We start from the raw sequence: 25129 nt of genomic DNA on the forward strand, positions 1-25129 counted from the left end.
AAAGCCCGCTTTTGAAGCGGGCTTTGTTGTTTCCAACCCTGCCAAACTCAGTACAACATATTCACCAGTACGGCGATAACGTAGGCCAGGATACCGTATCCGACGTACAGGCCCCAGGCGAGCTTATTGCTGCCGGTTTCACCTTTCAGCATGGCAACGGTTGCCACACATTGCAGCGCCACAACGTAGAACAACACCAGACCAAGGCCGGCGCCGGTTGTCAGTCCGTCAGCCTGAATACGTCCGGCCAGACCATCCACATTGTCTTCAGCGTCATCCATACCGAACAATGTACCCAGCGCGCCGACGAAGACTTCACGGGCGAGGAACGACATCAGTATTGCCACGCCGTAACGCCAGTCCAGCCCCATCGGCTCGAATACAGGCTGGATAACATGGCCGATTTGCCCGAGCCAGCTGTCTTCCAGAGTCGAACTCATCGGGAAATAACCCAGGATCCAGATCCCCACCGACACCACGAAAATAATCGGTGCAGCGCGGCGGACAAACTGCAACCCGCTGTCGATAACGCGGAAAGTCAACGGCTTCCAGTGTGGCAAGCGGTATGTGGGTAATTCAAGAATGAACGGCATGTCTGACTCTTGCAGATCTCCCGGTAAGAATCGCGACAGAAACTGGCTGACAATCAGGGCCGTAATAATACCGAAGAAATACAGGCCGAAGAAGGCAGCCCCCTGCAGACCAAAAATGCCCAGGAAAGTACCGTCTTCCGGCACCAGTACCGCTACCAGCAAGGCATAAACCGGCAAACGGGCTGAACAGGACATCAGCGGGATGGTCAGCATGGTGATAAGACGCTTGTGCGGCGACTCGATAGTACGGGCCGCCATGATGGCAGGAATGGCGCAGGCATGACCCGAAAGATAAGGAATAAAGCTTCTGCCTGATAAACCCACAGCGCTTAACGGGCGATGACACATCAGCGCCGCACGGGCGAGATAACCGCTGTCTTCCAGCAAGCCGATGATGAATGTCAGCACCATAATTTGCGGTACAAACACCAGGAAAGAGCCTAAACCGCCGAATATAGCGTCGTTAAAAAAGTCGGTAACAATCCCTTCCGGCGTAATGGCACTGACACCTTCAGCAGCGCTGCCGATCAGCGTTTCCACGCCGTCCATCAGGGGGGCTGCGAGGGTAAAAATACTCTGGAAGAGTACGAACATGACGCCGAGGAATACCAGAGAGCCGGTCCAGCTGTTTAACAGGAAGCGGTCGACGCTGTTCTGATTTTTCAGCACAACATCCAGTTGCAGGCCGTACTTTGAAGCCAGTGCCTGACTCTGGTTTACCGCAGACTCCCCCTCTGCCAGGGATGTCGTCGGGACATGACCTGACGGCGCTCTGGCAACAGACAGCATGGTCTGCTTAAATTCGTGTAACCCGTCCAGGGTTCTTGCCGACAGTGCCATTACCGGACTGCCCAATTCTTTACTCAGCGCCTCTGTGTCGATATCTTCGCCGATCCTGCGGACTTCGTCGATGAAGTTGAGGGCAAAGAGTACAGCTTTATTGTTGGCTTTTGCCAGTTTCTGCACCTGCAGCCCCAGCACTAAACTGCGCTCTAAACGGGTGGCATCAAGTACACAAACCACCAGAGAGGTATCGTCACGTTCTACCGATGCGGTGATTTCTTTAATTGCGATTTCTTCATCACGGCTCAGGCCACGAAGCGTATAAGTGCCCGGCAGGTCCACCACTTCAAAATCCTGACATTGACCCCGTTTAACTTCCACGGTAACACCGGGATAATTAGCGACTTTTTGTCGCAGACCGGTTAATTGATTGAATAAAAGACTCTTACCGGAATTGGGCTTTCCGACCATTAAAATGCGTTGCATGAAAAAAGGGTATCCTGTTACTGGCGACAGCGGAAAAGTGAGCGTTAGCTACGCACTTCAACTTCGATTTGTGCGGCGAGATTTTCTTCGATAGCAAACACACTGCCACCCAGTTGCATCACGATTGGCCCACCCAGCGGGCCTTTTCTGACACACTGAATATCTCTGCCAACTTGAATGCCCATTTCAGAAAGCCGCTCTTTCACATTCTCAGCCAGGTCTGAATTAACCGAGCTGATTAATGCCTGCTGTTTGGTATTAAGTTCCCACAATGTCATAGGATATCTCTGTAGTAAGTGGTGTTTGCCTGTTCTTTACCGAACAGCAAAATCCGGTGCTCCGGACATGAAAATCTGTTGGAAGAGTACAAGAAAGTGGAGATATGAACCAGATGCTTTCTGCGTTGCAACGTTGAAAGCCCCAACTCTGTCGTTAAGACAAAGCTTGTTTTCTTTTCTAATCCATGATTATAGTAAAAACAGAACTTGTCGGAGTGCTTCGTCTTTCACATGAAAGCAAGCTGAGACCGCATTGCGGGATCCGTAGAACCTGATCAGGCTAATACCTGCGAAGGGAACAAGCAGCAACACCGTTCCACCATCACAACAGACGACCGTCTGTTTGCCGGTGTTGCCCCTTGTATACTCACTCCTGACAAGCATTTATCACCCGTAAAGGAACAAATGCTATGTCAACACGACGCGAGAAACGCCAGCAGGCACAAACATTTATACAATCACTGAAAGGTGAAGCTTTTCCTAATTCTTTCCGCCAGTACGAAGAAGGGTCTGACCCGTCCATTCGTGTGCCCATGCGGATGATTGCCCAGTCTCCTACCCGCATCAGCGGGCAGGAAGAAGAAATTAATCCGGATATTCCCGTATACGACGCCTCCGGTGTATTTGGCGACCCGGCCTGTGAAGTCGATGTGACCAGAGGCATTCCGCATTGCCGCGCTGAGTGGATTAACGCACGAAGCGATACGCAAGCCATTGCCGCATCTGAATCATCCTATACGCAGGCGCGGGATGCAGACATCACCTCAGAATCCATTCGTTTTCAGGCGAAAAATACCATCCGTAAAGCCGCTGCCGGCAAGGTAGTAACGCAATTGCACTATGCCCGCCTGGGCATAGTGACGCCGGAGATGGAATACATCGCGATCCGCGAAAATATGGGGCGCGCTGCGATCAAAAATGAACTGTTGAACCAGCAGCACAAAGGAGAAGCCTTCGGCGCAAACATACCAGCGGAAATCACCGGCGAGTTCGTGCGTCGTGAAGTCGCAGAAGGCCGGGCGATTATTCCGGCCAACATCAACCACCCTGAAGCTGAGCCGATGATTATCGGGCGAAACTTCCTGGTCAAAGTGAATGCCAACATCGGTAATTCCGCGGTGACCTCGTCCATTGAAGAGGAAGTGGAAAAGCTGGTCTGGGCCACACGCTGGGGCGCTGACACCATCATGGATTTATCCACCGGCCGCAATATTCACGAAACCCGTGAATGGCTACTGCGTAACAGCCCGGTCCCCATTGGCACAGTGCCCATTTATCAGGCGCTGGAAAAGGTCAATGGCGTCGCTGAAGATCTCGACTGGCCGGTTTTTCGTGACACCCTGATTGAACAGGCAGAGCAAGGGGTGGATTATTTTACTATCCATGCCGGCGTGCGCTTACCCTTTGTACCGTTAACCGCTAAGCGCATTACGGGTATCGTGTCCCGTGGTGGTGCCATTATGGCGAAATGGTGTTTGTATCATCATCAGGAAAGTTTTCTGTATGAACATTTCCGCGAAATCTGTGAAATCTGCGCTCAATACGATGTCAGTCTGTCACTGGGTGACGGCCTGCGCCCGGGTTCTGTTGCCGACGCCAACGATGAAGCACAATTTGCCGAACTGCGCACCTTAGGCGAACTCACAGCTATCGCGTGGGAATATGACGTTCAGGTGATGATAGAAGGTCCGGGCCACGTGCCTATGCACCTGATCAAAGAGAACATGGATGAGCAGTTATCTCATTGTCATGGCGCACCGTTTTACACCCTCGGTCCGCTGACAACGGATATCGCCCCGGGGTATGACCATTTCACATCCGGGATCGGCGCAGCACTGATTGGCTGGTATGGCTGTGCCATGCTTTGCTACGTCACCCCCAAAGAGCATCTTGGCCTGCCGGATAAAGAAGATGTGAAGCAGGGCCTGATTACTTACAAAATTGCCGCCCACGCAGCAGACCTGGCAAAAGGTCACCCGGGCGCACAAATACGCGACAATGCCATGTCGAAAGCCCGCTTTGAGTTTCGCTGGGAAGACCAGTTTAATCTGGCACTGGATCCGTTTACCGCCCGCGCCTATCACGACGAAACCCTGCCGCAAGCTTCAAGCAAGGTGGCGCACTTCTGCTCCATGTGCGGTCCGAAATTTTGTTCCATGAAGATTTCTCAGGAAGTCCGTGACCATGCACAGGCGGAAGAAGCGAAGCAACAGGGCATGGCCGATATGGCGAAGAAGTTTTCTGCCTCCGGCCGCGCTCTCTACGTTGATGCTGCCGTTGCTGAGGGCGAATAATGTTACCCCGTGTTTTAACCATTGGCGGCACCGACAGTTCCGGCGCCGCCGGCTTACAGCAGGACCAGCGTGCGCTGCAATGTTTTGCTGTCCACCAGCTTAGTGTGGTCTCGCTGGTCAGCGCGCAAACTCATGACAGTGTGCTGCACGTTTCTCCGGTATCACCGGCGTCATTTTCGGCACAGCTGCAAGTCGCTTTTCAGCCACAGATCCCTGCGGTAATAAAAGTGGGTGCGCTGGCGAATGATGAACAGATCCGGTTGCTTATTAAGAAACTGTCTGAATATCCGCAAATTCCGGTGATTTGGGACCCTGTACTACAGACATCATCAAAGAGTAAGCTTGGTGATTTATCGTTTGATGCTATCGCCGGGTTATTGCCCTACATCACGCTTATCACACCGAACTATGGTGAGCTGGCCTGGCTGACAGGCTTTACGTTACGGCAAGCCAAAGATGAACTGGCTGCCGCACATCAGCTTATCGCTTCAGGCTGCGATCAGGTGCTGGTAAAAGGCGGTCACAGACCAGGCTCATCGCTCCGGCCCGACTCCGGGAACGCGGCGGAAATCTGTGATGTGCTGTACAGCAAAGAAAACGTCCGGCGTTTTGTGCACAAAGCCCGGCAGCCTTTTAACTTACGGGGTTCCGGTTGTCTGCTGGCATCGGCTATTGCCGGAGCAATGGCTGAGCAATACATAGCGGAAGATGCGGTTTCGCTGGCCGAAGCTGTGGTTGCCGCAGCATGGCAACAGGCAGAGCTTGTTTTACCTGAAACGGCTATCCTTCATCGCCCACCGTCTGAACGTGGGATGCTCGTTGAACAACAGGCCCCGTCGCTTCCCGCCTCACTGCTTCCCTACTTCCCGGCAGTTTTTGAAGGCTTGATACCGGCAAAGCATAACTATTCTTTCCCTAACTTGCTGGATTCTGCGCCCGGGCTTTACCCGGTGGTCGACAGCCTTGAATGGCTGCAGCGCCTTCTCCCTTTAAATCTTAAGATTATCCAGTTGCGGATAAAATCCGCCGGTACAGCGCTGAGTGAAACCATCCGCGAAGCAGTAACTATGGCTGCCGGTTACAACACCCAGCTTTTCATCAACGACCACTGGCAACTGGCTATTGAACACGGGGCATATGGTGTGCATCTCGGGCAGGAAGATCTCGCCACTGCCGATTTGAGTGCCATTGCCCGTGCCGGGTTGCGGCTGGGTATTTCCACTCACGGATATGCAGAACTTTGCCGCGCCATTCAAATCCGGCCATCCTACATAGCACTCGGTCATATTTTTCCTACCAGAACGAAAGATATGCCATCTGCACCACAAGGGCCGGCGCGGCTGGCTGACTACGTATCACTTTGCAAATATCACAGCATTCCCACTGTGGCCATCGGCGGTATTAAGTTGAGCAATATCGACACCGTGGCTGCCACAGGCGCAGATGCCATTGCTGTGGTAACGGCTGTTACAGAAAGCGATGATCCGGAAGGCGCAGTCAACGCATTACGCAGGAGGTGCTGTCATGCTGACCACTGAATTGTATTCCCGCTACAGCCGTCATTTACTGCTGGATAATTTTGATGAAGAAGCCCAGCTCCAACTCATGCAATCAAAAGTCATGCTGTTCGGCTGCGGCGGACTCGGCTGTCAGGTAGCTATGGCGCTGGTGTCTGCCGGTGTGGGCGAAATTGTGCTGGTCGACCATGACACCGTAGCACTCAGTAATTTGCCCCGCCAGTGGCTGTTTACCGAAGCCGATGCGGGACAAAAGAAAGTCTATGCTGCGCGGTCGCGACTGACAGTCATGCATGGCGGGTGTCAGATAAGATGCATTGATGACCCGGCCGATCCCGTCAGACTTGCCACCCACCTGCCGTACTGTTCATTGCTGCTGGATTGCACAGACAGCGTGTCCAGCAGAAAATTTGTCAATGGACTGGCCCTTGAACATAAGCTGCCACTCATTTCCGCCAGTGCAGCAGGCTTTTCCGCCACGGCGCTGGCGCTGAATCCGGTATCCGGCTCGGCCTGTTATGAATGCATGGAACAAATTGGTGAGCACTCACAAACGTGCATGGAGCAGGGAATATTCAGTCCTGTGGTAGCCATTGCCGGTCAGTTTCAGGCCAGCCTTGCACTCAGTTACCTGTGCGGCATTCAGCCTGTGGATTTCGGACAACTTCACGTCTATGACGGCCGCGCCCTTACCCTGCGCCACTTCAGGGTAAACAAAAATCCGGCGTGTCCGGCATGCTCAAATAATACCGGGGAACATCATGAACATATTGTGTAACGGTGACAAGCTCACTCTGCCTGAAGGCAGTCTGCTCGCCGATGCGATCAGTGACTATCTGCAGCAAACCCCGTCAGTGGCTGTAGCGGTAAACCAGACAATCATTCCGGCCAGCCAGTGGCAACATCATAAGCTGCAACCTGATGATATTGTTGAACTCTTTACTCTGGTAGCGGGAGGTTAATGATGCTGACAATTGCCGGCACTACTTTTACATCCAGATTATTCACCGGTACAGGGAAATTCAGTCACCCTGACATCATGAAAGAGGCCCTCGTCGCCAGCCAGACACGGCTTGTTACGCTGGCACTTAAACGGCTTTCAAAAGGCGACGTGCCCGACCCTACCCTCAACGTTCTGCGTTCGCTGCCGGTTACACTACTGCCGAACACTTCCGGTGCGGCGACAGCGGAAGAAGCGGTTTATGCTGCCCGTCTGGCCAGAGAGCTGTTAGGTACCAGCTGGCTGAAACTGGAAATTCATCCCGATCAGCGCTTCTTACTTCCCGACCCGGTAGAAACATTAAAAGCTGCTGAAGTGTTATGTAAAGAAGGCTTTAACGTGTTGCCCTATTGCCATGCGGATCCTGTTCTGTGCAAGCGCTTAGAAGAAGCCGGATGCGCTGCCGTGATGCCACTTGGCGCACCTATCGGTTCCAATAAAGGCCTGCAAACCCGCGAGTTCCTGCATATCATCATTGAACAGGCCGGAATCCCGGTGGTGGTTGATGCCGGGATCGGCGCTCCCTCTCATGCCTGCGAAGCCATGGAAATGGGCGCTGATGCAGTACTGGTAAATACCGCCATAGCTGCCGCGACCCAACCGGTTGCCATGGCCACTGCGTTTGCAAAAGCCGTGGAAGCCGGCCGCGAGGCTTGGCTGGCCGGTGCCGCACCGGTTAACTCCCGGGCTTCTGCCACCAGCCCGTTCACACAGTTTCTGGCAAGGTTATCATGACGGTGGCAGAAGAGCTGTCCCGCACGGACTGGGACGATGTGAGGCTTGCGCTTTACAGCAAAAGCGCGGCAGATGTGATGTCAGCACTACAACGCCCCGTCCGGCACTGGCAGGATTTTCTTGCGCTGGTATCCCCAGCCGCAGAAGCATTTCTGCCGGATATGGCTGTTAAGGCACAGGCCCTCACACGCCAGCGTTTCGGCCATACCGTGTCTTTGTTCGTGCCCTTGTATCTGTCAAACCTGTGCGCCAACGAATGCACCTATTGCGGCTTCACTATGAGCAATAAAATTAAGCGCACGAAACTGACCATGGCTGAAATATCAGATGAAGTTTATGCCATTAAGAAAATGGGCTTTGATTCTGTTTTGCTGGTTACCGGCGAGCACGAAACAAAAGCAGGTATGGATTACTTTTTGAAATCAGTGGAGTTAGTGAAGGCTCACTTCAGCCATGTTTCCATGGAGGTGCAACCGCTTTCTACAGATGAATACCGTGCCCTTGCAGCAGCCGGAACGGACAGTGTGCTGGTTTATCAGGAAACCTATCATCGCGCTCACTATGCAGAGTATCACCTGCGGGGCAGAAAGCAGGATTTCGACTGGCGGTTAGCAACACCGGACAGGCTTGGCGAAGCTGGTATGAACAAAATTGGCCTCGGCGCTTTGCTAGGGCTATCCGAATGGCGGACGGACAGCGCATTTACCGCATTACATCTAAGCCTGTTGCAACAGCGCTACTGGAAAAGCCGCTACTCTGTTGCATTCCCCCGCATCAAGCCCTGCGCCGGTGACCAGATTTCACAGAAAAGCCAGGTATCAGATAGGCAGCTCATACAACTGATTTGCGCTTACCGTCTGTGTTTTCCGGAAGTGGAATTAAGCCTTTCCACAAGGGAATCCCCGGCATTTCGCGACAACGTCGTACCACTGGCCATTAATCAATTGTCTGCCGCATCGCAAACTCAACCTGGTGGATACAGCGCTCCCACAACAGCACTGGAGCAATTCTCAACCGAAGACACCCGCTCAGCCAGTGCAGTGGCAAACAGCCTCACCGCAAGCGGACTCGACCCGGTATGGACAGACTGGCTGAATGCATTCGGCCGTTAAGCAGCCCGGGCAAAAGGGAAGCTTTGAATGCGTTTCAAACCCTCAGCCGCAGGGATGCGGCTGTGGAGCTCCCATGGATGGGTTCACAGCGTGTTTGAAACGCATCAAGGTTTCCCAGCTCATGCGTCCGGCTTGCTTCCCGGATCAACCTACCCCGCTGTTGCAGGGCTTGCCAGTGCTTTGAGTTTGGTTTTCAGCAGTTCTGTGAAGCCGCTTTCGTCGTCAGGGCTGTCAGGGTGAGAAGGCCATACTGCCATGAACTGATATTCCATGGTTGTTGCAGGTTTGAACTGAATCAAATAGTCATATTCCGCTTCAAATTTGCGGGAGATATCGTCCACTTTGTAGAACAGTGCCATGCCCAGCTCGTCATCTTCGCCCAGCAAGCTTTGCTTACCGTAGGTGGCAATGACGCCCCAGCCGTTCATTTCCAGTTCGATATATTGAGTGTTGTCATGCTTAACAATCCCAGTTACCAGGTCATCTGCTGTTTCGCTTAACGACACCGTTACCGTAGTTGACGGGTCACCGGCGTGAATTTCGTAATCTGCACTGGCATCGAGCTTCTTACCATTCACATCCCAGCCGTCGTAATTCACAGTGAACCCGGCAGACAGCTTGTCGTCATGGCCCAGTGCCCAGGACATCTCGTCCACGTTCTGCATATGCATTACCGTGTCGCCTTCCATACGGCCAAAAGAACCAAGACCCAGCGCTTTACCCACTTTCAGCACGTCGCCGCCCCAGTCAGACAGATCATGATAGCTGTCGTAACCATCCTGCCCCACCTGATGCAGCACGGGTTCGTTACCGGTTTTCACGAAGATATCCGTGCCGTTACGCCAGTCCAGATATAAGCGGTACCCCACCAGGTCATTTTCCCAGCCTGGCCCTTCATAACGTAAATAGTATGAATGATCAGTCAGTTGCGGAGGCGCAGTAAAAGAATCCACATTCTCAAAGCTGAAACCGTCTGCTTTGTACTCTCTACCATCCCATTCACCGCCCTGACGAACTGACAATTCAGTGTAAGCAACATCCGGTGCATCAGGGGCTGATTCTGACAGAGCAATTGTGGCTTTTTCACCGGCATCCAATGTGACTAAAACGTTAAGAACATCATTTCCCTGCTGATCTTTTGTCCACTCAGAAGGAAAGTTTGTCACTTTTTTTGTCACTGCATTGTCGTCATCAAATGCGCTTGCCGGAAAACGCAGAAGTTGCGGAAGCGCTGCGCCACCGGCCGGATTACTCACGCTGACCTTACTGACAACAGATTCTGCAGATGATTGTTTTTCCTGACTTTCCTGATTAGAAGACGGGGATTTATCAGGGCTGCATGCGGCAGCGGATAACGCCAGAATGATACTCAGTGGCAGGGTTGATTTCTTCATATTGCGCTCCGTGATTTCGTCGTTTAGAGGTCGTTATTCAGGGAAATACTTTGCACTAATATATTGACAATTGCCACCGGTGGCAATTATTTTAAATGTTGTTAACATTGTAAACTGTGTGTGGTGTTTCATCGCTTATCCGGAAAATGCGTTTCCGGTTCATTTACAACACCCGCAAAATTCATCGTTTTTACGCAAAAAGGAAATGTCATGCCTAACTTCAGTTTGACGGGAAAACGTGCGCTGGTCACCGGTGCCAGCCGCGGTATCGGACAAGCCATGGCCGTCGCTCTGGCCGAATCCGGCGCCAGTGTTATTTGCGCCAGTTCCCGTGAAGGCGGATGTGAAGAAACCCTCGCCAAAATCCGCGCCGTCAGCAACGTGGAAGTTACCGCCCTGCATGCCGATCTGTCAGACATGGCAGCGGTTCAGAAGCTGGCTGATGACGCACAGGCTGTTTGGGGAGGTATCGATATTCTGGTGAATAACGGCGGTACAATTTTCCGCAGCCCGGCCGTGGATTTCCCACTGGAGGAATGGCAGAACGTGTTGCGCGTAAATACAGACTCAGCGTTTCTGCTCAGCCAGAAAATCGGCCGCAACATGATTGAGCAGGGTTACGGCAAAATCATTAATACCGCCTCTATGCTCAGTTACAGCGGCGGCATCACAGTGCCTGCCTACACTGCCAGCAAGCACGCTATAGCCGGCTTAACCAAAGCTCTGGCTAATGAATGGGGCAAGCACAACGTTCAGGTGAACGCTATTGCGCCCGGCTATATCCGTACCGACAACACGCAGGCTCTGCAGGACGATGCAGGCCGCAGCAAGGAAATTATTTCAAGGATCCCGGCCGGACGCTGGGGCGAAACGGAAGACTTAAAAGGCGCACTGGTGTTTCTGGCCAGTGATGCAAGCAATTACGTGAACGGCCATGTGTTAGCCGTCGACGGCGGTTTCCTTGCCCGCTGATCCTCACAAACCCTACAAGAGACAGGCACCATGACTACTGAACACGAAATCCGTTACGCCGTAGGACAACGGGAAGTTAAGTCTTACGACACCAATGAACTGCGTGAAGCCTTTCTGGCTGACAAACTCATGCAGCACGGCAAAATCTACTGGGTCTACAGCCACTATGAGCGTTTCATGGTGGGCAGCGCAGTACCAACTTCTGCGCCACTGAAACTGGAAACGCTGGATGACCAGCTGAAAATGAGTTACTTCACCGCCCGTCGTGAAGTGGGTGTTATTAACATCGGCGGCACCGGCACAGTCACTGTAGGCGACACTACCTACACACTGGAAAAAGAAGAAGCTCTGTATATCGGTAAAGATAACGAATCCGTTGTGTTTGCTTCAGACGATGCGGCTAATCCGGCGAAGTTCTACCTGAATTCAGCACCGGCGCACCATGTTTACCCATGCAAGAAAGTGGGTAAAGGCGATGCCAATGTGCTGCATCTTGGCAGTCAGGAAACCAGTAACGAACGTGATATTAATCAGTTGCTTATCAACACCGTGGTTGATACCTGTCAGTTACAAATGGGGTTAACCCGTCTGGCACCGGGCAGTGTGTGGAATACCATGCCGGCCCACCAGCACGACCGTCGTAACGAAGTGTACTTCTACTTCGACTTAGCCGACGGACAGGCAGTCTGCCACTTTATGGGTGAGCCACAGGAAACCCGTCATATTTTTGTTTCCAATGAGCAGGCAGTGCTGTCACCGCCCTGGTCAATTCACTGCGGTGTGGGTACTGCGAACTATGCGTTCATCTGGGGCATGGCCGGGGAAAACCTCGACTATGACGATATGGACAAGTTCCCGCCAGACCAGCTCAGATAAGTATTGAGGTAAGTATGTTGCGCCTTAAAGTTGTACCGGTACTGCTGCTTGTATTCATCACAAGCCTGATTGCCGGCTGTGGCAGTAAGCAGGACAGTGACGTGGTGGTACTCAGATTGGGGCATTCTCTGGATCCCCAGCATTCTGTGCACAAAGCCATGGTATTTTTAGGTGAACGCCTGGACGAATATTCCGGCGGCACCATGCAGGTAGCGATTTATCCCGGCAGCCAGTTAGGCACCGAACGGGAAATGATTGAGCTGCTGCAAATCGGTTCGCTGGACATGACCAAAGTGTCTGCCAGTCCGCTGGAAGGCTTTGCGCCGGAAATGCAGATTTTTAGTATTCCCTATGTGTTCCGTGACAATGAGCACTACTGGAACGTGCTTAACAGTAACGTGGGCAAAGATTTGCTCTCTGGTGTGGAAGCGTTCAAGCTGAAGGGCCTGGGTTACTACGACGCCGGCAGCCGCAGCTTCTATACTACTGACCGCCCTATCCGCACGCCGGAAGATCTAAAAGGATTAAAGATCCGTGTACTGAACAGCCCTACAGCGGTGAAAACCGTACGTGCGCTGGGCGGAGCAGCCACACCGGTCTCCTGGGGCGAACTGTACACAGCTTTGCAGCAGGGTGTTGTTGACGGTGCGGAAAACAATCCGCCCAGCTATTACCTGTCCCGCCACTACGAAATCGCCCGTTACTATTCGCTGGATGAGCACACCTCTGTACCTGACGTCATGCTGATGTCGCTGCGTACCTGGAACAATCTTACACCTCAGCAGCAGGGCTGGCTCAATCAGGCCATGGCCGACTCCGTGGTGTATCAGCGTAAATTGTGGCAGGCGTCTACAGAAGAGTCTCTGGAAAAAGTGATTGCTGATGGCGTGGAGGTGATTTATCCCGACAAGCAACCCTTTGTGGATGCAGTAAAACCTTTCCACGACAGCTATGCCGACTCTGAAGTGGGTAATCTGCTAGATAAAATTAAGGCGATGTAATCATGCGACAGTTAGTAAAGTTAATTGATAAAAGTCTTGCAGCGTCGCTGATTGCTGCCATGGCCGCTATCCTTCTGGTGGTGGTGTGGCAGGTTATTTCCCGCTACCTGCTGAAAGATCCCGCTTCGGTAACTGAAGAGCTATCCCGCTTCCTGCTTATCTGGATTGGCATTTTAGGTTCTGCTTACGCATACCGACAGAAAGTCCATCTGGGCTTTAATCTCATCGTAAACCGTCAGTCAGAAACTGTGCGCAGACTCATTATGACCCTCGTTGAACTGCTGGTTGTTACCTTTTGTGTGCTGGTACTTATTGTCGGCGGTAACGCACTGGTCAGCCTGACTCTGGATCTTAATCAGATTTCCGCAGCACTTGGCGTAAAAATGGGCTGGATTTACACCGTTCTGCCGATTTCCGGTGTCATCATGGTGTTCTACAGCTTCATCAATATTTATAACCTCTGGATAGACGAGTCACAGGAGCCGCTGTAATGGAAATGACTGCAATAATCCTCATCGTTGGCTTCTTTTTCTTTTTACTGATTAATGTACCGGTTTCGATGAGTATAGGCCTGGCGACGCTGGTTGCCATGCTCATGAGTATCGAGTTTGAACCTGCTGTCACCACCATCGCACAGCGTATGGCCGGCGGACTGGACAGCTTCGCGCTGCTTGCAATACCTTTTTTCGTAATGTCAGGTCTGATCATGGGGCGCGGTGGTATTGCCAAACGGCTGATTGAATGTGCCATGGCACTTATCGGTGCGCTGCCGGGTGGTCTGGCACTGGTGAACGTGGTGTCCTGCATGCTGTTTGGTGCCATCTCAGGCTCTGCGGTTGCAGCCTGTTCAGCTATCGGCAGTTTCATGCTGCCGGAAATGAAGAAAAAAGGCTATGACCCTAATTTTTCAGCGGCGGTTACCGCGGCGGCTGCAACGACCGGCATGCTTATCCCGCCAAGTAATATCCTGATTGTTTATGCTATTGCCAGTGGCGGTGTATCTATTGCAGCACTGTTCATGGCGGGCTACATTCCGGGCATCATGGTGGGTCTGGCACTCATGGTGGTGTGCTACATCTGGGCAAAAATTAAGGGCTATCCGCTTTCAGACCGCTTACCCATGAAAGTGGTCGCCGAAAAATTACTGGCCGCGATTCCCAGTCTGTTTCTTATCGTGCTGGTGATCGGCGGAATCGTCGGCGGCGTATTTACCGCAACAGAAGCCGGCGCCATTGCTGTGGTGTATTCACTCATCCTGTCTGTGGGTGTTTACGGCGAAGTAAAAACCAGAGAACTGCCCGGCATTTTGCTTAAGTCTGCAGAGACCACCGCTATCGTTATGTTGCTGATTGCAGCGTCTACGGCGATGTCATGGTTACTGTCGTTTGAGAATATTCCGCAAACGCTCAGCGCCGCATTACTGGAACTCAGTGACAACCCTATTGTCATCTTACTGCTTATCAACCTGTTGTTGATTGTGGTGGGTGCATTTTTGGATATGACACCGGCCGTTCTTATTTTTACGCCAATCTTTCTGCCGGTTGCCATGCAGCTGGGTATGTCCCCGTTGCAGTTCGGCGTTATGATTGTGCTTAATTTGTCTATTGGTTTGTGTTCACCGCCGGTAGGTGCAGTACTGTTTATCACCTGTGCCATCGCAAAAACCAAACTGGAAAATATAATCCGGCCATTGTTGCCACTTTATGCCGCGATGTTTGTGGTACTGATGTTAGTCACCTATGTGGCGTGGTTCTCAGAAGCACTGCCCGCAGCACTGGGATTCTGACATGCGCTTTAACAAGCCCTGCCACTGGTAGGGCTTGTACGTATTAAGATTGTGAATCCGCAGTGTAAAAGGCTAAACTTACCCGACCTGACCGTTCCGCAGGATACCCTACAGGGGGAACAGCAGGTGTCAGAGGTGCAAAGAGCAACAATGATTAAATAAAACGAGCAGCGTTAACGCTAATAATAATAAGTGAAAAACATGGATAAACGTCCGACTATCAATGATGTAGCCCGCCTTTCAGGGGTGTCTAAACGTACGGTTTCCCGCGTGATCAACGGCGCCACCAACGTGGGTGCGGCCACCCGGGAAAAAATCCAGAAAGTCATTGATGAGTTAGGCTTTTCTCCGGATAAGCAGGCCCGTGGCCTCGCTGCCTCCCGCTCATTTCTGCTCGGTATGATTTACGATAACCCGGATGCCCTGTATATCGACCAGGTGCAACGGGGCGTTCTGAGCGTCTGTTCAGAAAAAGGCTATGAACTGGTTGTTCATCCCTGCCACTACAACTCACCGGATTTCATCGACAACTGTATAAAGTTCGTCAAACGCTCGAATATCGACGGCGTGGTGATCCTGCCGCCGGTGTCTGAAGCCAAAGAACTGGCTGCCGCCCTGCGCGACCAGGCTATCAATTATGTACGTATGGCTTCAGTGGATTTAGACGACCACGCGAACATTGTCGTGTCTGACGACCGTGCCGCCATCAGCGATCTCGCCCGTTATCTGGTGTCTCTGGGACACCGCGACATTGCCATCATCAGTGGTCCGCAGGCTTATTACTCTTCCATTGAACGTCTTGAAGGTTTCCGCGATACCCTGCGCGAGCTGGGCATCGATTTACCCGATAACCGTGTTATCGAAGGTAAAAACAGTTACGAAAGCGGTATTGAATGTGCCCGTAGTCTGCTTATTCAGTCATCCCGCCCCGCAGTCATTTTTGCCAATAACGACGAAATGGCCGCCGGCGTACTGAAAGTCGCTCACGAAATGGGTATAAGCGTGCCGGAAGAACTGTCTATTGCCGGATTCGATGATAACTTGCTGGCTGCCAGGGTGATCCCGTCACTGACCACCGTGAAGCGCCCGGTAACGGCCATGGCATCACTGGCTGCGAAGAAAATTATTGCGATGATTGAGAACAAACCGACGGACGACATGGAAAGTTATCTGGTGAAACCTCACCTGATCATTCGTGAGTCCACCCGCAAAGCAGAAAAGTAAAAGAATTTCGCTGATGAAGATTGATCCGCTGTCTATTCTGACCTACAATGCCACCGGTGGCATTCATGTTAAGAAACTGTTCCCATTGTCTTAACAGAATTAACGGTGCCTTTCGCCAGCAGGAGTGTAAGTATGCAAGACCAAACCCAATTGATTCAGGTTCATCCGCAGGACAATGTTGCCGTAGCAACAATGGACTTAGAGGCGGGTATCCAAAGCAATGATCTTGGGCTTACCCTGGCTGATGCTATCCCCGCGGGACATAAGGTTGCCCTGAAGGCCATGAAGGCCGGTGAAAACATTGTTAAATATGGCTTTCCCATTGGTCATTTAACAGAAGATGTTGCCGCCGGTGCCCATATTCATAGCCACAACCTGAAAACCAATCTCAGCGGTCAGGAAGCATACACGTGGAAAGACCTGAAGAAAAGTGCCACCGAGAGCAATGCCACAGATGGCACGTTTATGGGCTATCGCAGAGAAAATGGCAAGGTTGGGATCCGCAACGAAATATGGATTATCAATACCGTTGGCTGCGTAAACCGCACTGCAGAGCGCATTGCTTCAGAGTGTGAGCGCCGTTTTGCCAACGAGTGTGATGGATTCCGCGCTTTTACTCACCCCTTTGGTTGCTCGCAGCTGGGCGACGATTTAACAGATACCCGCGCAATTCTGGCAGCACTGGCTTCTCACCCTAATGCCGGCGCTGTTTTGATCGTTGGTCTTGGCTGCGAGAACAACCAGCTTTCAGCCATGCTGGAGCTGGTAGATAAACCTGAAGACCGCCTGCGTTATTACAATTCACAGCAGGTAGGTGACGAAATTGAAGAAGGTATCCGTCTGGTTTACGAAATGCTGAAACCGGTGGGTGCCGACAAACGGGAACTGATCCCCGCCTCAGAACTGGTTCTGGGCGTAAAATGCGGCGGTAGTGATGCGTTCAGCGGTATTACCGCTAACCCGCTGGTTGGCCGCATGACCGACATTTTAACCGGCATCGGCGGTACTGTACTGCAAACAGAAACCCCAGAGATGTTCGGTGCAGAACAGTTGCTGATGGACCGCGCCGTGTCTGAGCCCGTGTTCAACGACATTGTTTCACTGGTCAACGAATTCAAACAATACTTCCTCGACCATAACCAGCCTGTATACGAAAACCCGTCCCCGGGTAACAAAGCCGGCGGTTTAACGACACTGGAAGAAAAATCCCTCGGTGCGGTGCAGAAAGGCGGCCAGGCGGCTGTCGGCGGCGTACTGAAATACGGTGAACCTGTTCACCAGAAAGGTTTGTCACTGCTGCAGGCGCCGGGTAACGACGCTGTCAGCTCAACGGCCCTGGCCGCCAGTGGCGCTCATATTGTTTTATTCACCACCGGGCGCGGTACACCGCTCGGGTTCCCTGTACCCACAATAAAAATATCGTCAAATTCCAGAATAGCAGAACAAAAACCACACTGGATTGACTTCAATGCGGGACAAGTGCTGCAAGGCGTCAGTATTGACGACTGCGCAGCACAGTTGTACCAACTTTGTCTCACTACAGCGTCAGGACAACTTACCTGTAATGAGAAGAATGGCAGTCATGAAATTGCTATTTGGAAACGAGGCGTAACCCTTTAAAAAAGAGAATGTTATGAAACCGATTTTACTTCATGAAGACAGGCTTTTTCCGGTTGATGAAAAGACCCGCGGCATCGCCCGTGAGTTGTATCAGTCTGTCAGGGACCTGCCTGTTATCAGCCCTCATGGACATACTGATCCGCGCTGGTTTGCCTACGACGAAAACTTCGGTAACGCTACCGAACTGTTTATTCTGCCTGATCACTACGTTTTTCGTATGTTGTATTCTCAGGGTATCACCCTTGAGCAGTTAGGCATCCGCCGCTGGGATGGCGGTGAGTCTGAAGCAGATCCGCGTAAGATCTGGCAATTGTTCGCAGACCACTACTACCTGTTTCCGGGTACACCGTCGCGCATGTGGCTCGACACCGTATTTAAAAACGTGTTCGGACTTACCGACATGCTGTGCTCAGACAACGCCATGGACTACTACGAGTTCATCACCAAAGAGCTGGCGAAGCCTGAATACAAACCCCGTGCACTGATGGACCGCTTTAACATTGAGTTAATTGCCACCACTGAAGGCGCACTGGATCCGCTGACTCATCACGGCGCAATCAAAGGCACCGGCTGGGACAAGCGCGTTATCACCACCTTCCGTCCTGACGACGTGGTAGATGCTTCACGCGAAGATTTTGTAGATAACATCGCTAAACTGGGTGATATCACCGGTGAAGACACCACCAGCTGGCAGGGCTATCTGGCCGCATTGCGTCAGCGCCGTCAGGTATTCCGTGAACACGGCGCTACCGCTACCGACCACGGCCACCCGACTGCCGCCACCGCAGATTTATCTGTTGCTGAATGCGAAAGCCTGTTTGCGAAAGTGCTGTCAGGGGATTCCTCAGCCGCAGAGCAGGAACTGTTCCGTGCACAAATGCTTACCGAACTGGCCGGCATGAGTGTGGAAGACGGTATGGTGATGCAAATCCACCCGGGCTCATTCCGTAACCATAACGAAAGCCTGTTTAAGAAATTCGGCCGCGATAAAGGCCACGATATTCCTATGCAGACTGACTACGTTAACGCACTGAAGCCATTGCTGAACAAGTACGGTAACGAAGCGAATCTGAATATCATCCTGTTTACCCTGGATGAAACCGTGTATGCCCGTGAACTCGCACCACTGGCCGGTCACTATCCGTGCCTGAAGCTGGGTCCGGCTTGGTGGTTCCACGACAGCCCGGAAGGCATGCTGCGTTTCCGTCACAACGTTACTGAAACTGCCGGTTTCTATAATACCGTTGGCTTTAATGACGACACCCGCGCGTTCCTGTCTATTCCGGCCCGTCACGATGTGGCCCGTCGTATCGACTGCCGTTTCCTGGCGCAACTGGTGGTTGAACACCGCGTTGCCGACTGGGAAGCCGCGGAACTGGCGCAGCAGCTGTCTTATAATCTGGCGAAAAACGCTTACAAACTGGGGTAACCGCATGGCACGTCTGAATTTCTCTACGCTGGCGGACTTGCCGTCAGAGGTAAAACAGCCTCAATACGATGTGAATGCCACCACCAGCGGCATTGTGCATATTGGCCCGGGCGCATTTCACCGCGCCCACCAGGCGGTGTATACCGATCTGGCCATGGCCCACGGCGGAAACTGGCGTATTGACGGCGTGTCTATGCGCAGTAAAAGCCTGAAAGAAAAACTGTCCGGCCAGGATAATCTGTATTCACTGGTTGTACTGGATAACCAGCCGTACACTCAGATCATCGGCGCAATGAATAACGTGTACGTGTTAGGTGAAGACCGTGATGCCATCATGGCGTCGCTGACTGCACCCGCAACACATATCGTTACGCTGACCATCACTGAAAAAGGCTATTGCCTGGACAACCAGGGCAAACTCGATGCCGCCCATCCGGATATCCTTCACGATAAAGATTTTCCGGAAGAACCGGTATCGGCAATCGGATTACTGGTTGCAGCCCTTAAAGTACGCATGGAAAGCGGCGCCAGCGAAATCACCATCGTCAGTTGCGACAACCTGTCTGATAACGGCAGTAAGCTGGGCGCAGCTGTAGTGGCCTTAGCACAGTTACTCGACAGCGAACTGGCTGCGTGGATCAGCAAGAATATTTGTTTCCCTAATACCATGGTAGACAGCATCACTCCCGCCACCGACGAGGCGCTGGTGAGTCAGACGGCTGCTGCTCTGGGTGTTACCGACGAGTGGCCGATTCAGCGCGAAGCCTTTACCCAGTGGGTTGTGGAAGATAAATTCAGCGGTCCCCGACCTGCCTGGGACAAAGTAGGCGTGACCTTCACCGACGATGTGCATCTGTTTGAAAAAGCCAAACTGCGTGTGCTTAACGGCACCCACTCCACGCTGGCCTACACCGGCACATTATGTGGGATCGACACGGTATTTGAAGCCATCAGCAAACCGGAAATTGAAGCGTTTATCCGCCGTCTGCTGAAAGAAGAAATTCTGCCGACTATTGATGCCGGTGACAAAATGGATTTATCAGCCTACGCCGCTGACATTCTGAACCGCTATCACAACAAACATATCCGTCATTTACTGGCGCAGATTGCCTGGGACGGCTCACAAAAGCTGCCTTTCCGCATTCTGAATACCGTACGTGACCGCATTAAAGCCAAAGCCAGCTTTAACCTGCTGAGTGTACCTGTTGCTGCGTGGATTTTATTTATCGCCAAACGTCAGGTGGAGGGTGAAACCATTACCGATCCGATGGCTGAACGTTTATTGTCGCTGGCTGAAAAACACAGCGGCGACACGAAAGCGCTGACAGATGCAGTACTGAATGAACGTGACGTTTTTGCTGAATTGTCTGACAACCAGGTATTCCGCGACACTGTGCACGGTCAGGTTGAAAAACTCAGCAACATTACACCTGAAACAATGGCTGCATGCCTGGGAGAATTATAATGAAAGGCATTAAACACATTGTGAAAGGCGCCCCGATCCTGCCAATTTTGCAGGCAGATTCGGTAGAACAAGCCCTGAATATTGCAAAGGCAGTAGAAGCCAGCGGACTTAAAAACCTGGAAGTGGTGCGCCGTACAGACGCAGCGGCGGCTTCTGTGACTGCTATCCGTGAAACATTTCCGGATATGGTTGTAGGCATGGGCACTGTGCTCAGCCCTGAGCACGCAAAGGAAGCGGTAGATGCCGGCAGCCAGTTTCTGGTGACGCCCACCGTCAGCCCCCGTTTACTGGACGGGTTAATGTCGTCAGGCGTGCCGTTTATTCCCGGCACCAGTAACCCTGCAGATATTCTGATGGCCAGTGAATACGGCCTTACCGAACTCAAATTTTTCCCTGCCCATTTAAGCGGCGGCGCGCCAATGCTAAAAGCACTGGGCGGCATCTTTCAGCATATCTCGTTCTGTCCCACCGGCGGTATTTCCGGCAGTAACCTGAACGACTATCTGAGCCTGAAAAATGTATTTGCCGTAGGCGGGTCGTGGATGATCCCGTCTGACATGGTAAAAGCAGAAAACTGGCAAGGCATCACAGACACCTGCAAGCAGGCGCTGGAGGCATTTGAAGGGTTACGACCATGAGCCGCATTGTCATTTTCGGCGAGTGCATGGTTGAGCTGGTTAACCGTGGTGCCGACACATTGTCTAAAGGCTACGCCGGCGACACCTATAACACTGCTGTGTACCTGAAGCGCTGCGCCCGTGATATTTCAGTAAGCTACTTAACCGCTATCGGCGCGGACTTCTTAAGTGATGAGTTGCTGTTTAAAATGGGCGACGAGGAAATCAATACCGACCAGGTATACCGCAGTGAAGACCGTAATCTCGGCCTGTACATGGTGCGTACGGATAAGCACGGCGAACGTACTTTTGCTTACTGGCGGGCAAACTCAGCGGCAACACAAACGCTGAACCTCATGCGCGGCGATTTAAGCAATGCTGATGTGTTTTATTTCAGCGGCATTTCGCTTGCCATTCTGGATGAAGTGCAGCGCCTGAAGCTGTTCGATTTGATTGATGGTTTTCGTGCGAAAGGCGGCAAAGTGGTCTTTGACCCTAATTATCGCCCGCGTCTGTGGCCTGGCCCTGAGCATGCTCAGTTATGGACAGACAAAGCCTATTCCCATGCAGATATCGCCTTTCCGGGCGGTGATGATCATCTGGCGTTATATGGCCACACTGACGTGGATGCTATCCACCAGCATGTTGCTGACCTCGGCGTTAAAGAGATCATCGTGAAGAACGGTGCTGTCGGCGTGCACATCTACGAACAGGACAGTCATTGCATTGTACCGGTTGAGCGTGTAGAAACCGTTGTCGATACCACCGCAGCCGGTGATGCGTTTAATGGCGGCTACCTGTCAGCACGTCTGTCTGGTAAAGATGTGACCGACTCTGCCAGCTTCGGCGCAAAAGTCGCAGCCACTGTGATCAGCTACCCCGGCGCGATCGTGGAAAAAGACGCGTTTTATAAGCATATAGCAGCGCTCTCCTGATTGGAGGGCGTTAGTTCTCAGCAAAAGAAGCTATAGCTCCGCAGTAATTCCAACCAGAAATGTCCGTCCACTCGTTGTAGTGTTGTAGGCACGATCGTTCGAATCACTATACAGTTCTTCTCTTACGTTAGTCAGATTTAACCCTTCAATGGTCATTTTCAATGAGCCGGACAACTGAATACTGGCTGAGGCATCAATGTAAGTGGTCGCGTGATAGCCGGATTCATCCTGATCGGTGTTTCCGGGCTGAACGGATAAAATATAGGGGCTGCGGTATGCCGCCGACACACGGGCAGACCAGTGTTGCTGATCGTAATACAGGGTGAAGTTGTAGCTACGCCTTGATAAACCGGCAAAGGTTTTAACCTGATTCCCGCCAGTTCCCTGCACGTCCCTGTACAGTGTTTTGCCTTCAGCGTAGGTAAAGTTTGCGTTAACGCCGAGGCTATCAAGGGGAGATGGCAAAAAGTTCAAATCCCGGGAATACGCTAATTCGAACCCCTTAAACGTAGTGGAATCAGTATTTTGAGGCGTACTGACATAAAAGATGTCATCTTCGCTGTCTCCTTCCTGCAATAAACTCGCCGGCAGACCGAGCGCCCGGTACGGCATAGCTTCAACTTCCTCAACCACAAAGTTGTCTATTTTTTTGAAAAAGCCGGAAATCGCCAGTATGCCCCCTTCATCAAAATACCACTCAATGCCCGTTTCAGCGTTCACTGACTTCAGTGGCTTCAAATAAGGATTGCCAATAAAAATCCGGCCAATATCCCCCTCATTTCTGGATGCCTGAGAGACTTCGGCAGTAATCGCTACATCATGGATGGAAGGACGCGTGATGTTCTCATCCACACTGGCGCGCCAAAGCCAGTCGTCGCTCAATTCCAGAACGGCATTCATGCTAAAAAGTACATCGTCGTAGGTTTTCGAAACGGTCGCGGGCTCACCTTTTTGCAGGCCTGAGGTAGAAAAACGGGTTGAAAAATACCGGACTCCACTTTGCGTGTAGAACGGTTTTCCAAGCCAGCTTCCGGTGCTGTCGTACATGCCATATAACGCGTAAGTATCTTCTTTCACATCAAAGTCAGTACTTTCAACAATGTCGTCGCCCGTCAGCTTGATATCTGTCAAACCATAGTAAGATTGAATAGCCGCCAAATCTCCCTGTACCCACGCTTTATCCGGGTGCTGATTAAACAGCGACAACTGTGCGGCAGATATCTGCCCGTCACCTTGCGCAGGGTAAATGCTGCGGGCGCGGTCAACGCCGGTATTTTTAAATGACTTAACGTGAATACCCGCCGACAGTGCATCGCCACTTTCCAGCAAATAACGCATCGATGCTTTTGCGTTATGAAATGACGAGCGCATGGCATTTTCCTGAAAATAGAGGTCTTTTACCGTTAGACCGCTTAGCGATGCCGTATCCATGTTGGTAGAATAGCTCTCGCCGTAAAAGCGGTCTTCGCGAAAATCTGTGACAATATCAACACCCGTTTTGCGAATATTGACTTTGTTTACTTTAGGTTGCGAGTAATCACTGGCACTGGTACCCACAAGAAAATCGACACGAAGTGCCGGTGTTACCTGCCATTCACTGTCCAGGCTTAGCTGATAGAATGTCGATGTGTTTTCATCTTCGCGTGTTTCTATCCGCCATGTTGCGTCGGTGTATTTGGCAAATAATACTTCCTTGTCAGTCCGGTTCTGCTCCCATACCACAACACTCACGTCGTCGTTGTCCTTCACCGCAATATGATGTTCATCGAGGGAATTGTGTAACCGGCTGGCCATGCCATTCAACGTCAGTTGCCAGTTATCGTCCGGCGCGTATTGCAAGGATGTCGTCACACCCATTCTGCGTTGATTATTATTCCAGAGCGAATAACGGTGCCCTCTGGGGAACCAGAATTCCCCCTGCTCCAGGGCTTGCTGTAATTCACTGTCCGTCTCTCCGCTATAGCTTTTTTTCTCCTGCCGCCACCGCGTTGTATTGGTGCCAAATTCAGTGGTATGCCGTTGGCTGTAAGCAACGGAGACAAGTCCACCGAATGTGTCATTCCGGCGGCTGAATAAGCCAAGAATGCCGGGGGCAGATTCCTTGCTGTTCCCGTTGTAGCTTTGCTTATAAGCAACAGTATTGATGTTGTCTGCAAAATCGAATGGTTTCGGCGTATGCAGCATCACCGTGCCGCCGATACCGCCTTCATCCTGCTCAACCGAGTAAGACTTACTCACATCGATACGGTTGAAAAGCTCTGATGCAAAAAGTGTAAAATCAAAGGCACGGGTCCGGCTTACGCTTCCCCGGGCATCCATGGCAGAAGACGTCATAGCCATCGCTTCCATGCCATTAACCTTTACGCGGGTAAAGTCAGGGCCCAATCCTCTTAAGGATATTTGCCGCCCCTCTCCACCCTCACGGGTAATAGTGATTCCGGGAATACGCTGCAAAGCATCAGCAAGGTTCAAATCAGGAAAATCAGCGATATCTTCAGACAAAATCGTTTCCTGCGTCACCATCGCAAGACGCTTAATCTCTCTGGCACGGATCAACGACTGGCGAAATCCGGTGACTTCAATTTCTACAGTAGGATGAGTGCGGGTTACGGCGTTATTTTCTGTGGGCGTGGCGCCGGAGCTTCCAGTATTATCGCTGGGCGGAGAGTCGCATTGGCGGATAACGCGACCATTTTGCACCGGTTCCAGACAAAGGGAAAATGGTCGAAGCAAGGCAGCGATCTCTTGCGTACTCAATGTATGTCGCAACGGCGGCGTAGCCGTTAACCCTTTCATTAACGCAGGATCGAATGCGACAGTTTCCCCGGCGTCACGGCTGAACTCAGTAACAATCTGAGCCAACGGGACCAGAGGGCTGTTACCGGCGGGCAGGGATTCACCAGCAACCACACAGCCCGGCGAAAAACTGAAGATAAAACAACCGGAAACAAAACATCCTGAAACGCATGACACCATAGCTTCAAACGTTTTAAGACTCCGGTTCTTCATAGC

At 51.9% G+C, this 25129-nt stretch carries 21 protein-coding genes and 1 riboswitch; of the genes, 17 read left to right on the forward strand and 4 right to left on the reverse strand.

What is annotated here, in order from left to right:
* Positions 1-47: 47 nt before the first annotated feature.
* Complete coding sequence (gene feoB, locus ACXAG2_RS09430; RefSeq protein ID WP_474866287.1) at positions 48-1862, reverse strand: ferrous iron transporter B; 1815 nt, start codon at positions 1860-1862, stop codon at positions 48-50.
* A 44-nt stretch (positions 1863-1906) separates the two neighbouring features.
* A complete protein-coding gene (locus ACXAG2_RS09435) occupies positions 1907-2140 on the reverse strand; it encodes a FeoA family protein (protein WP_474866288.1) in 234 nt (77 codons plus the stop codon).
* Positions 2141-2341: 201 nt separating this feature from the next.
* A riboswitch (TPP riboswitch) is annotated at positions 2342-2455 on the forward strand.
* Between the two features lie 95 nt (positions 2456-2550).
* On the opposite strand from ACXAG2_RS09435, the gene thiC reads away from it, so the two are divergent.
* The 6 genes from thiC to thiH are packed head-to-tail and all read left to right on the forward strand — an operon-like array spanning position 2551 to position 8798.
* On the forward strand, positions 2551-4434 hold the full coding sequence (gene thiC / locus ACXAG2_RS09440) for a phosphomethylpyrimidine synthase ThiC (protein WP_474866289.1): 1884 nt from the start codon (positions 2551-2553) through the stop codon (positions 4432-4434).
* A complete protein-coding gene (gene thiE, locus ACXAG2_RS09445) occupies positions 4434-5972 on the forward strand; it encodes a thiamine phosphate synthase (protein WP_474866291.1) in 1539 nt (512 codons plus the stop codon). The genes thiC and thiE overlap by 1 nt, the downstream gene beginning before the upstream one ends.
* On the forward strand, positions 5959-6729 hold the full coding sequence (locus ACXAG2_RS09450) for a HesA/MoeB/ThiF family protein (RefSeq protein ID WP_474866293.1): 771 nt from the start codon (positions 5959-5961) through the stop codon (positions 6727-6729). Before thiE ends, ACXAG2_RS09450 begins: the two co-directional genes overlap by 14 nt.
* Complete coding sequence (thiS, locus tag ACXAG2_RS09455) at positions 6713-6913, forward strand: sulfur carrier protein ThiS (protein WP_474866295.1); 201 nt, start codon at positions 6713-6715, stop codon at positions 6911-6913. Before ACXAG2_RS09450 ends, thiS begins: the two co-directional genes overlap by 17 nt.
* Positions 6914-6915: 2 nt before the next feature.
* Complete coding sequence (locus ACXAG2_RS09460; protein WP_474866872.1) at positions 6916-7686, forward strand: thiazole synthase; 771 nt, start codon at positions 6916-6918, stop codon at positions 7684-7686.
* Complete coding sequence (gene thiH / locus ACXAG2_RS09465) at positions 7683-8798, forward strand: 2-iminoacetate synthase ThiH (protein WP_474866298.1); 1116 nt, start codon at positions 7683-7685, stop codon at positions 8796-8798. The genes ACXAG2_RS09460 and thiH overlap by 4 nt, the downstream gene beginning before the upstream one ends.
* Positions 8799-8947: 149 nt before the next feature.
* Here the strand turns inward: thiH and ACXAG2_RS09470 are convergent, their stop codons facing one another.
* Positions 8948-10192: a DUF4861 family protein gene (locus ACXAG2_RS09470; RefSeq protein ID WP_474866300.1), complete on the reverse strand. Its 1245-nt coding sequence runs from the start codon at positions 10190-10192 to the stop codon at positions 8948-8950.
* Between the two features lie 210 nt (positions 10193-10402).
* On the opposite strand from ACXAG2_RS09470, the gene ACXAG2_RS09475 reads away from it, so the two are divergent.
* The 11 genes from ACXAG2_RS09475 (at position 10403) to ACXAG2_RS09525 (ending at position 22117) form a co-directional block, all read left to right on the forward strand.
* Complete coding sequence (locus tag ACXAG2_RS09475) at positions 10403-11164, forward strand: SDR family oxidoreductase (protein ID WP_474866302.1); 762 nt, start codon at positions 10403-10405, stop codon at positions 11162-11164.
* Positions 11165-11194: 30 nt separating this feature from the next.
* Positions 11195-12040: a 5-dehydro-4-deoxy-D-glucuronate isomerase gene (gene kduI / locus ACXAG2_RS09480; RefSeq protein WP_119499744.1), complete on the forward strand. Its 846-nt coding sequence runs from the start codon at positions 11195-11197 to the stop codon at positions 12038-12040.
* Positions 12041-12054: 14 nt separating this feature from the next.
* Complete coding sequence (locus ACXAG2_RS09485; protein ID WP_474866305.1) at positions 12055-13041, forward strand: TRAP transporter substrate-binding protein; 987 nt, start codon at positions 12055-12057, stop codon at positions 13039-13041.
* A gap of 2 nt (positions 13042-13043) precedes the next feature.
* Positions 13044-13532: a TRAP transporter small permease gene (locus ACXAG2_RS09490; protein ID WP_474866308.1), complete on the forward strand. Its 489-nt coding sequence runs from the start codon at positions 13044-13046 to the stop codon at positions 13530-13532.
* A complete protein-coding gene (locus tag ACXAG2_RS09495) occupies positions 13532-14827 on the forward strand; it encodes a TRAP transporter large permease (protein ID WP_474866310.1) in 1296 nt (431 codons plus the stop codon). Before ACXAG2_RS09490 ends, ACXAG2_RS09495 begins: the two co-directional genes overlap by 1 nt.
* Positions 14828-15028: 201 nt before the next feature.
* Entirely contained in the window at positions 15029-16051 is a 1023-nt protein-coding gene (locus ACXAG2_RS09500; RefSeq protein WP_474866313.1) for a LacI family DNA-binding transcriptional regulator, read from the forward strand.
* Positions 16052-16183: 132 nt separating this feature from the next.
* On the forward strand, positions 16184-17671 hold the full coding sequence (locus tag ACXAG2_RS09505; protein WP_474866316.1) for a UxaA family hydrolase: 1488 nt from the start codon (positions 16184-16186) through the stop codon (positions 17669-17671).
* A 13-nt stretch (positions 17672-17684) separates the two neighbouring features.
* Positions 17685-19100, forward strand: coding sequence for a glucuronate isomerase (gene uxaC / locus ACXAG2_RS09510; protein ID WP_474866319.1), 1416 nt, complete (start codon positions 17685-17687; stop codon positions 19098-19100).
* A 4-nt stretch (positions 19101-19104) separates the two neighbouring features.
* A complete protein-coding gene (locus tag ACXAG2_RS09515) occupies positions 19105-20565 on the forward strand; it encodes a mannitol dehydrogenase family protein (RefSeq protein ID WP_474866321.1) in 1461 nt (486 codons plus the stop codon).
* Complete coding sequence (gene eda, locus ACXAG2_RS09520; protein WP_474866324.1) at positions 20565-21203, forward strand: bifunctional 4-hydroxy-2-oxoglutarate aldolase/2-dehydro-3-deoxy-phosphogluconate aldolase; 639 nt, start codon at positions 20565-20567, stop codon at positions 21201-21203. The genes ACXAG2_RS09515 and eda overlap by 1 nt, the downstream gene beginning before the upstream one ends.
* Complete coding sequence (locus ACXAG2_RS09525) at positions 21200-22117, forward strand: sugar kinase (RefSeq protein ID WP_474866327.1); 918 nt, start codon at positions 21200-21202, stop codon at positions 22115-22117. The genes eda and ACXAG2_RS09525 overlap by 4 nt, the downstream gene beginning before the upstream one ends.
* Before the next feature lie 30 nt (positions 22118-22147).
* On the opposite strand, the gene ACXAG2_RS09530 is transcribed toward ACXAG2_RS09525, so the two are convergent.
* Positions 22148-25126 carry a TonB-dependent receptor gene (locus ACXAG2_RS09530; RefSeq protein WP_474866330.1) on the reverse strand — a complete coding sequence of 993 codons (2979 nt, stop codon included), beginning with the start codon at positions 25124-25126 and terminating at the stop codon, positions 22148-22150.
* Between the last annotated feature and the right edge of the window lie 3 nt (positions 25127-25129).

Source organism: Alteromonas sp. ABH4_456 (assembly GCF_056160645.1).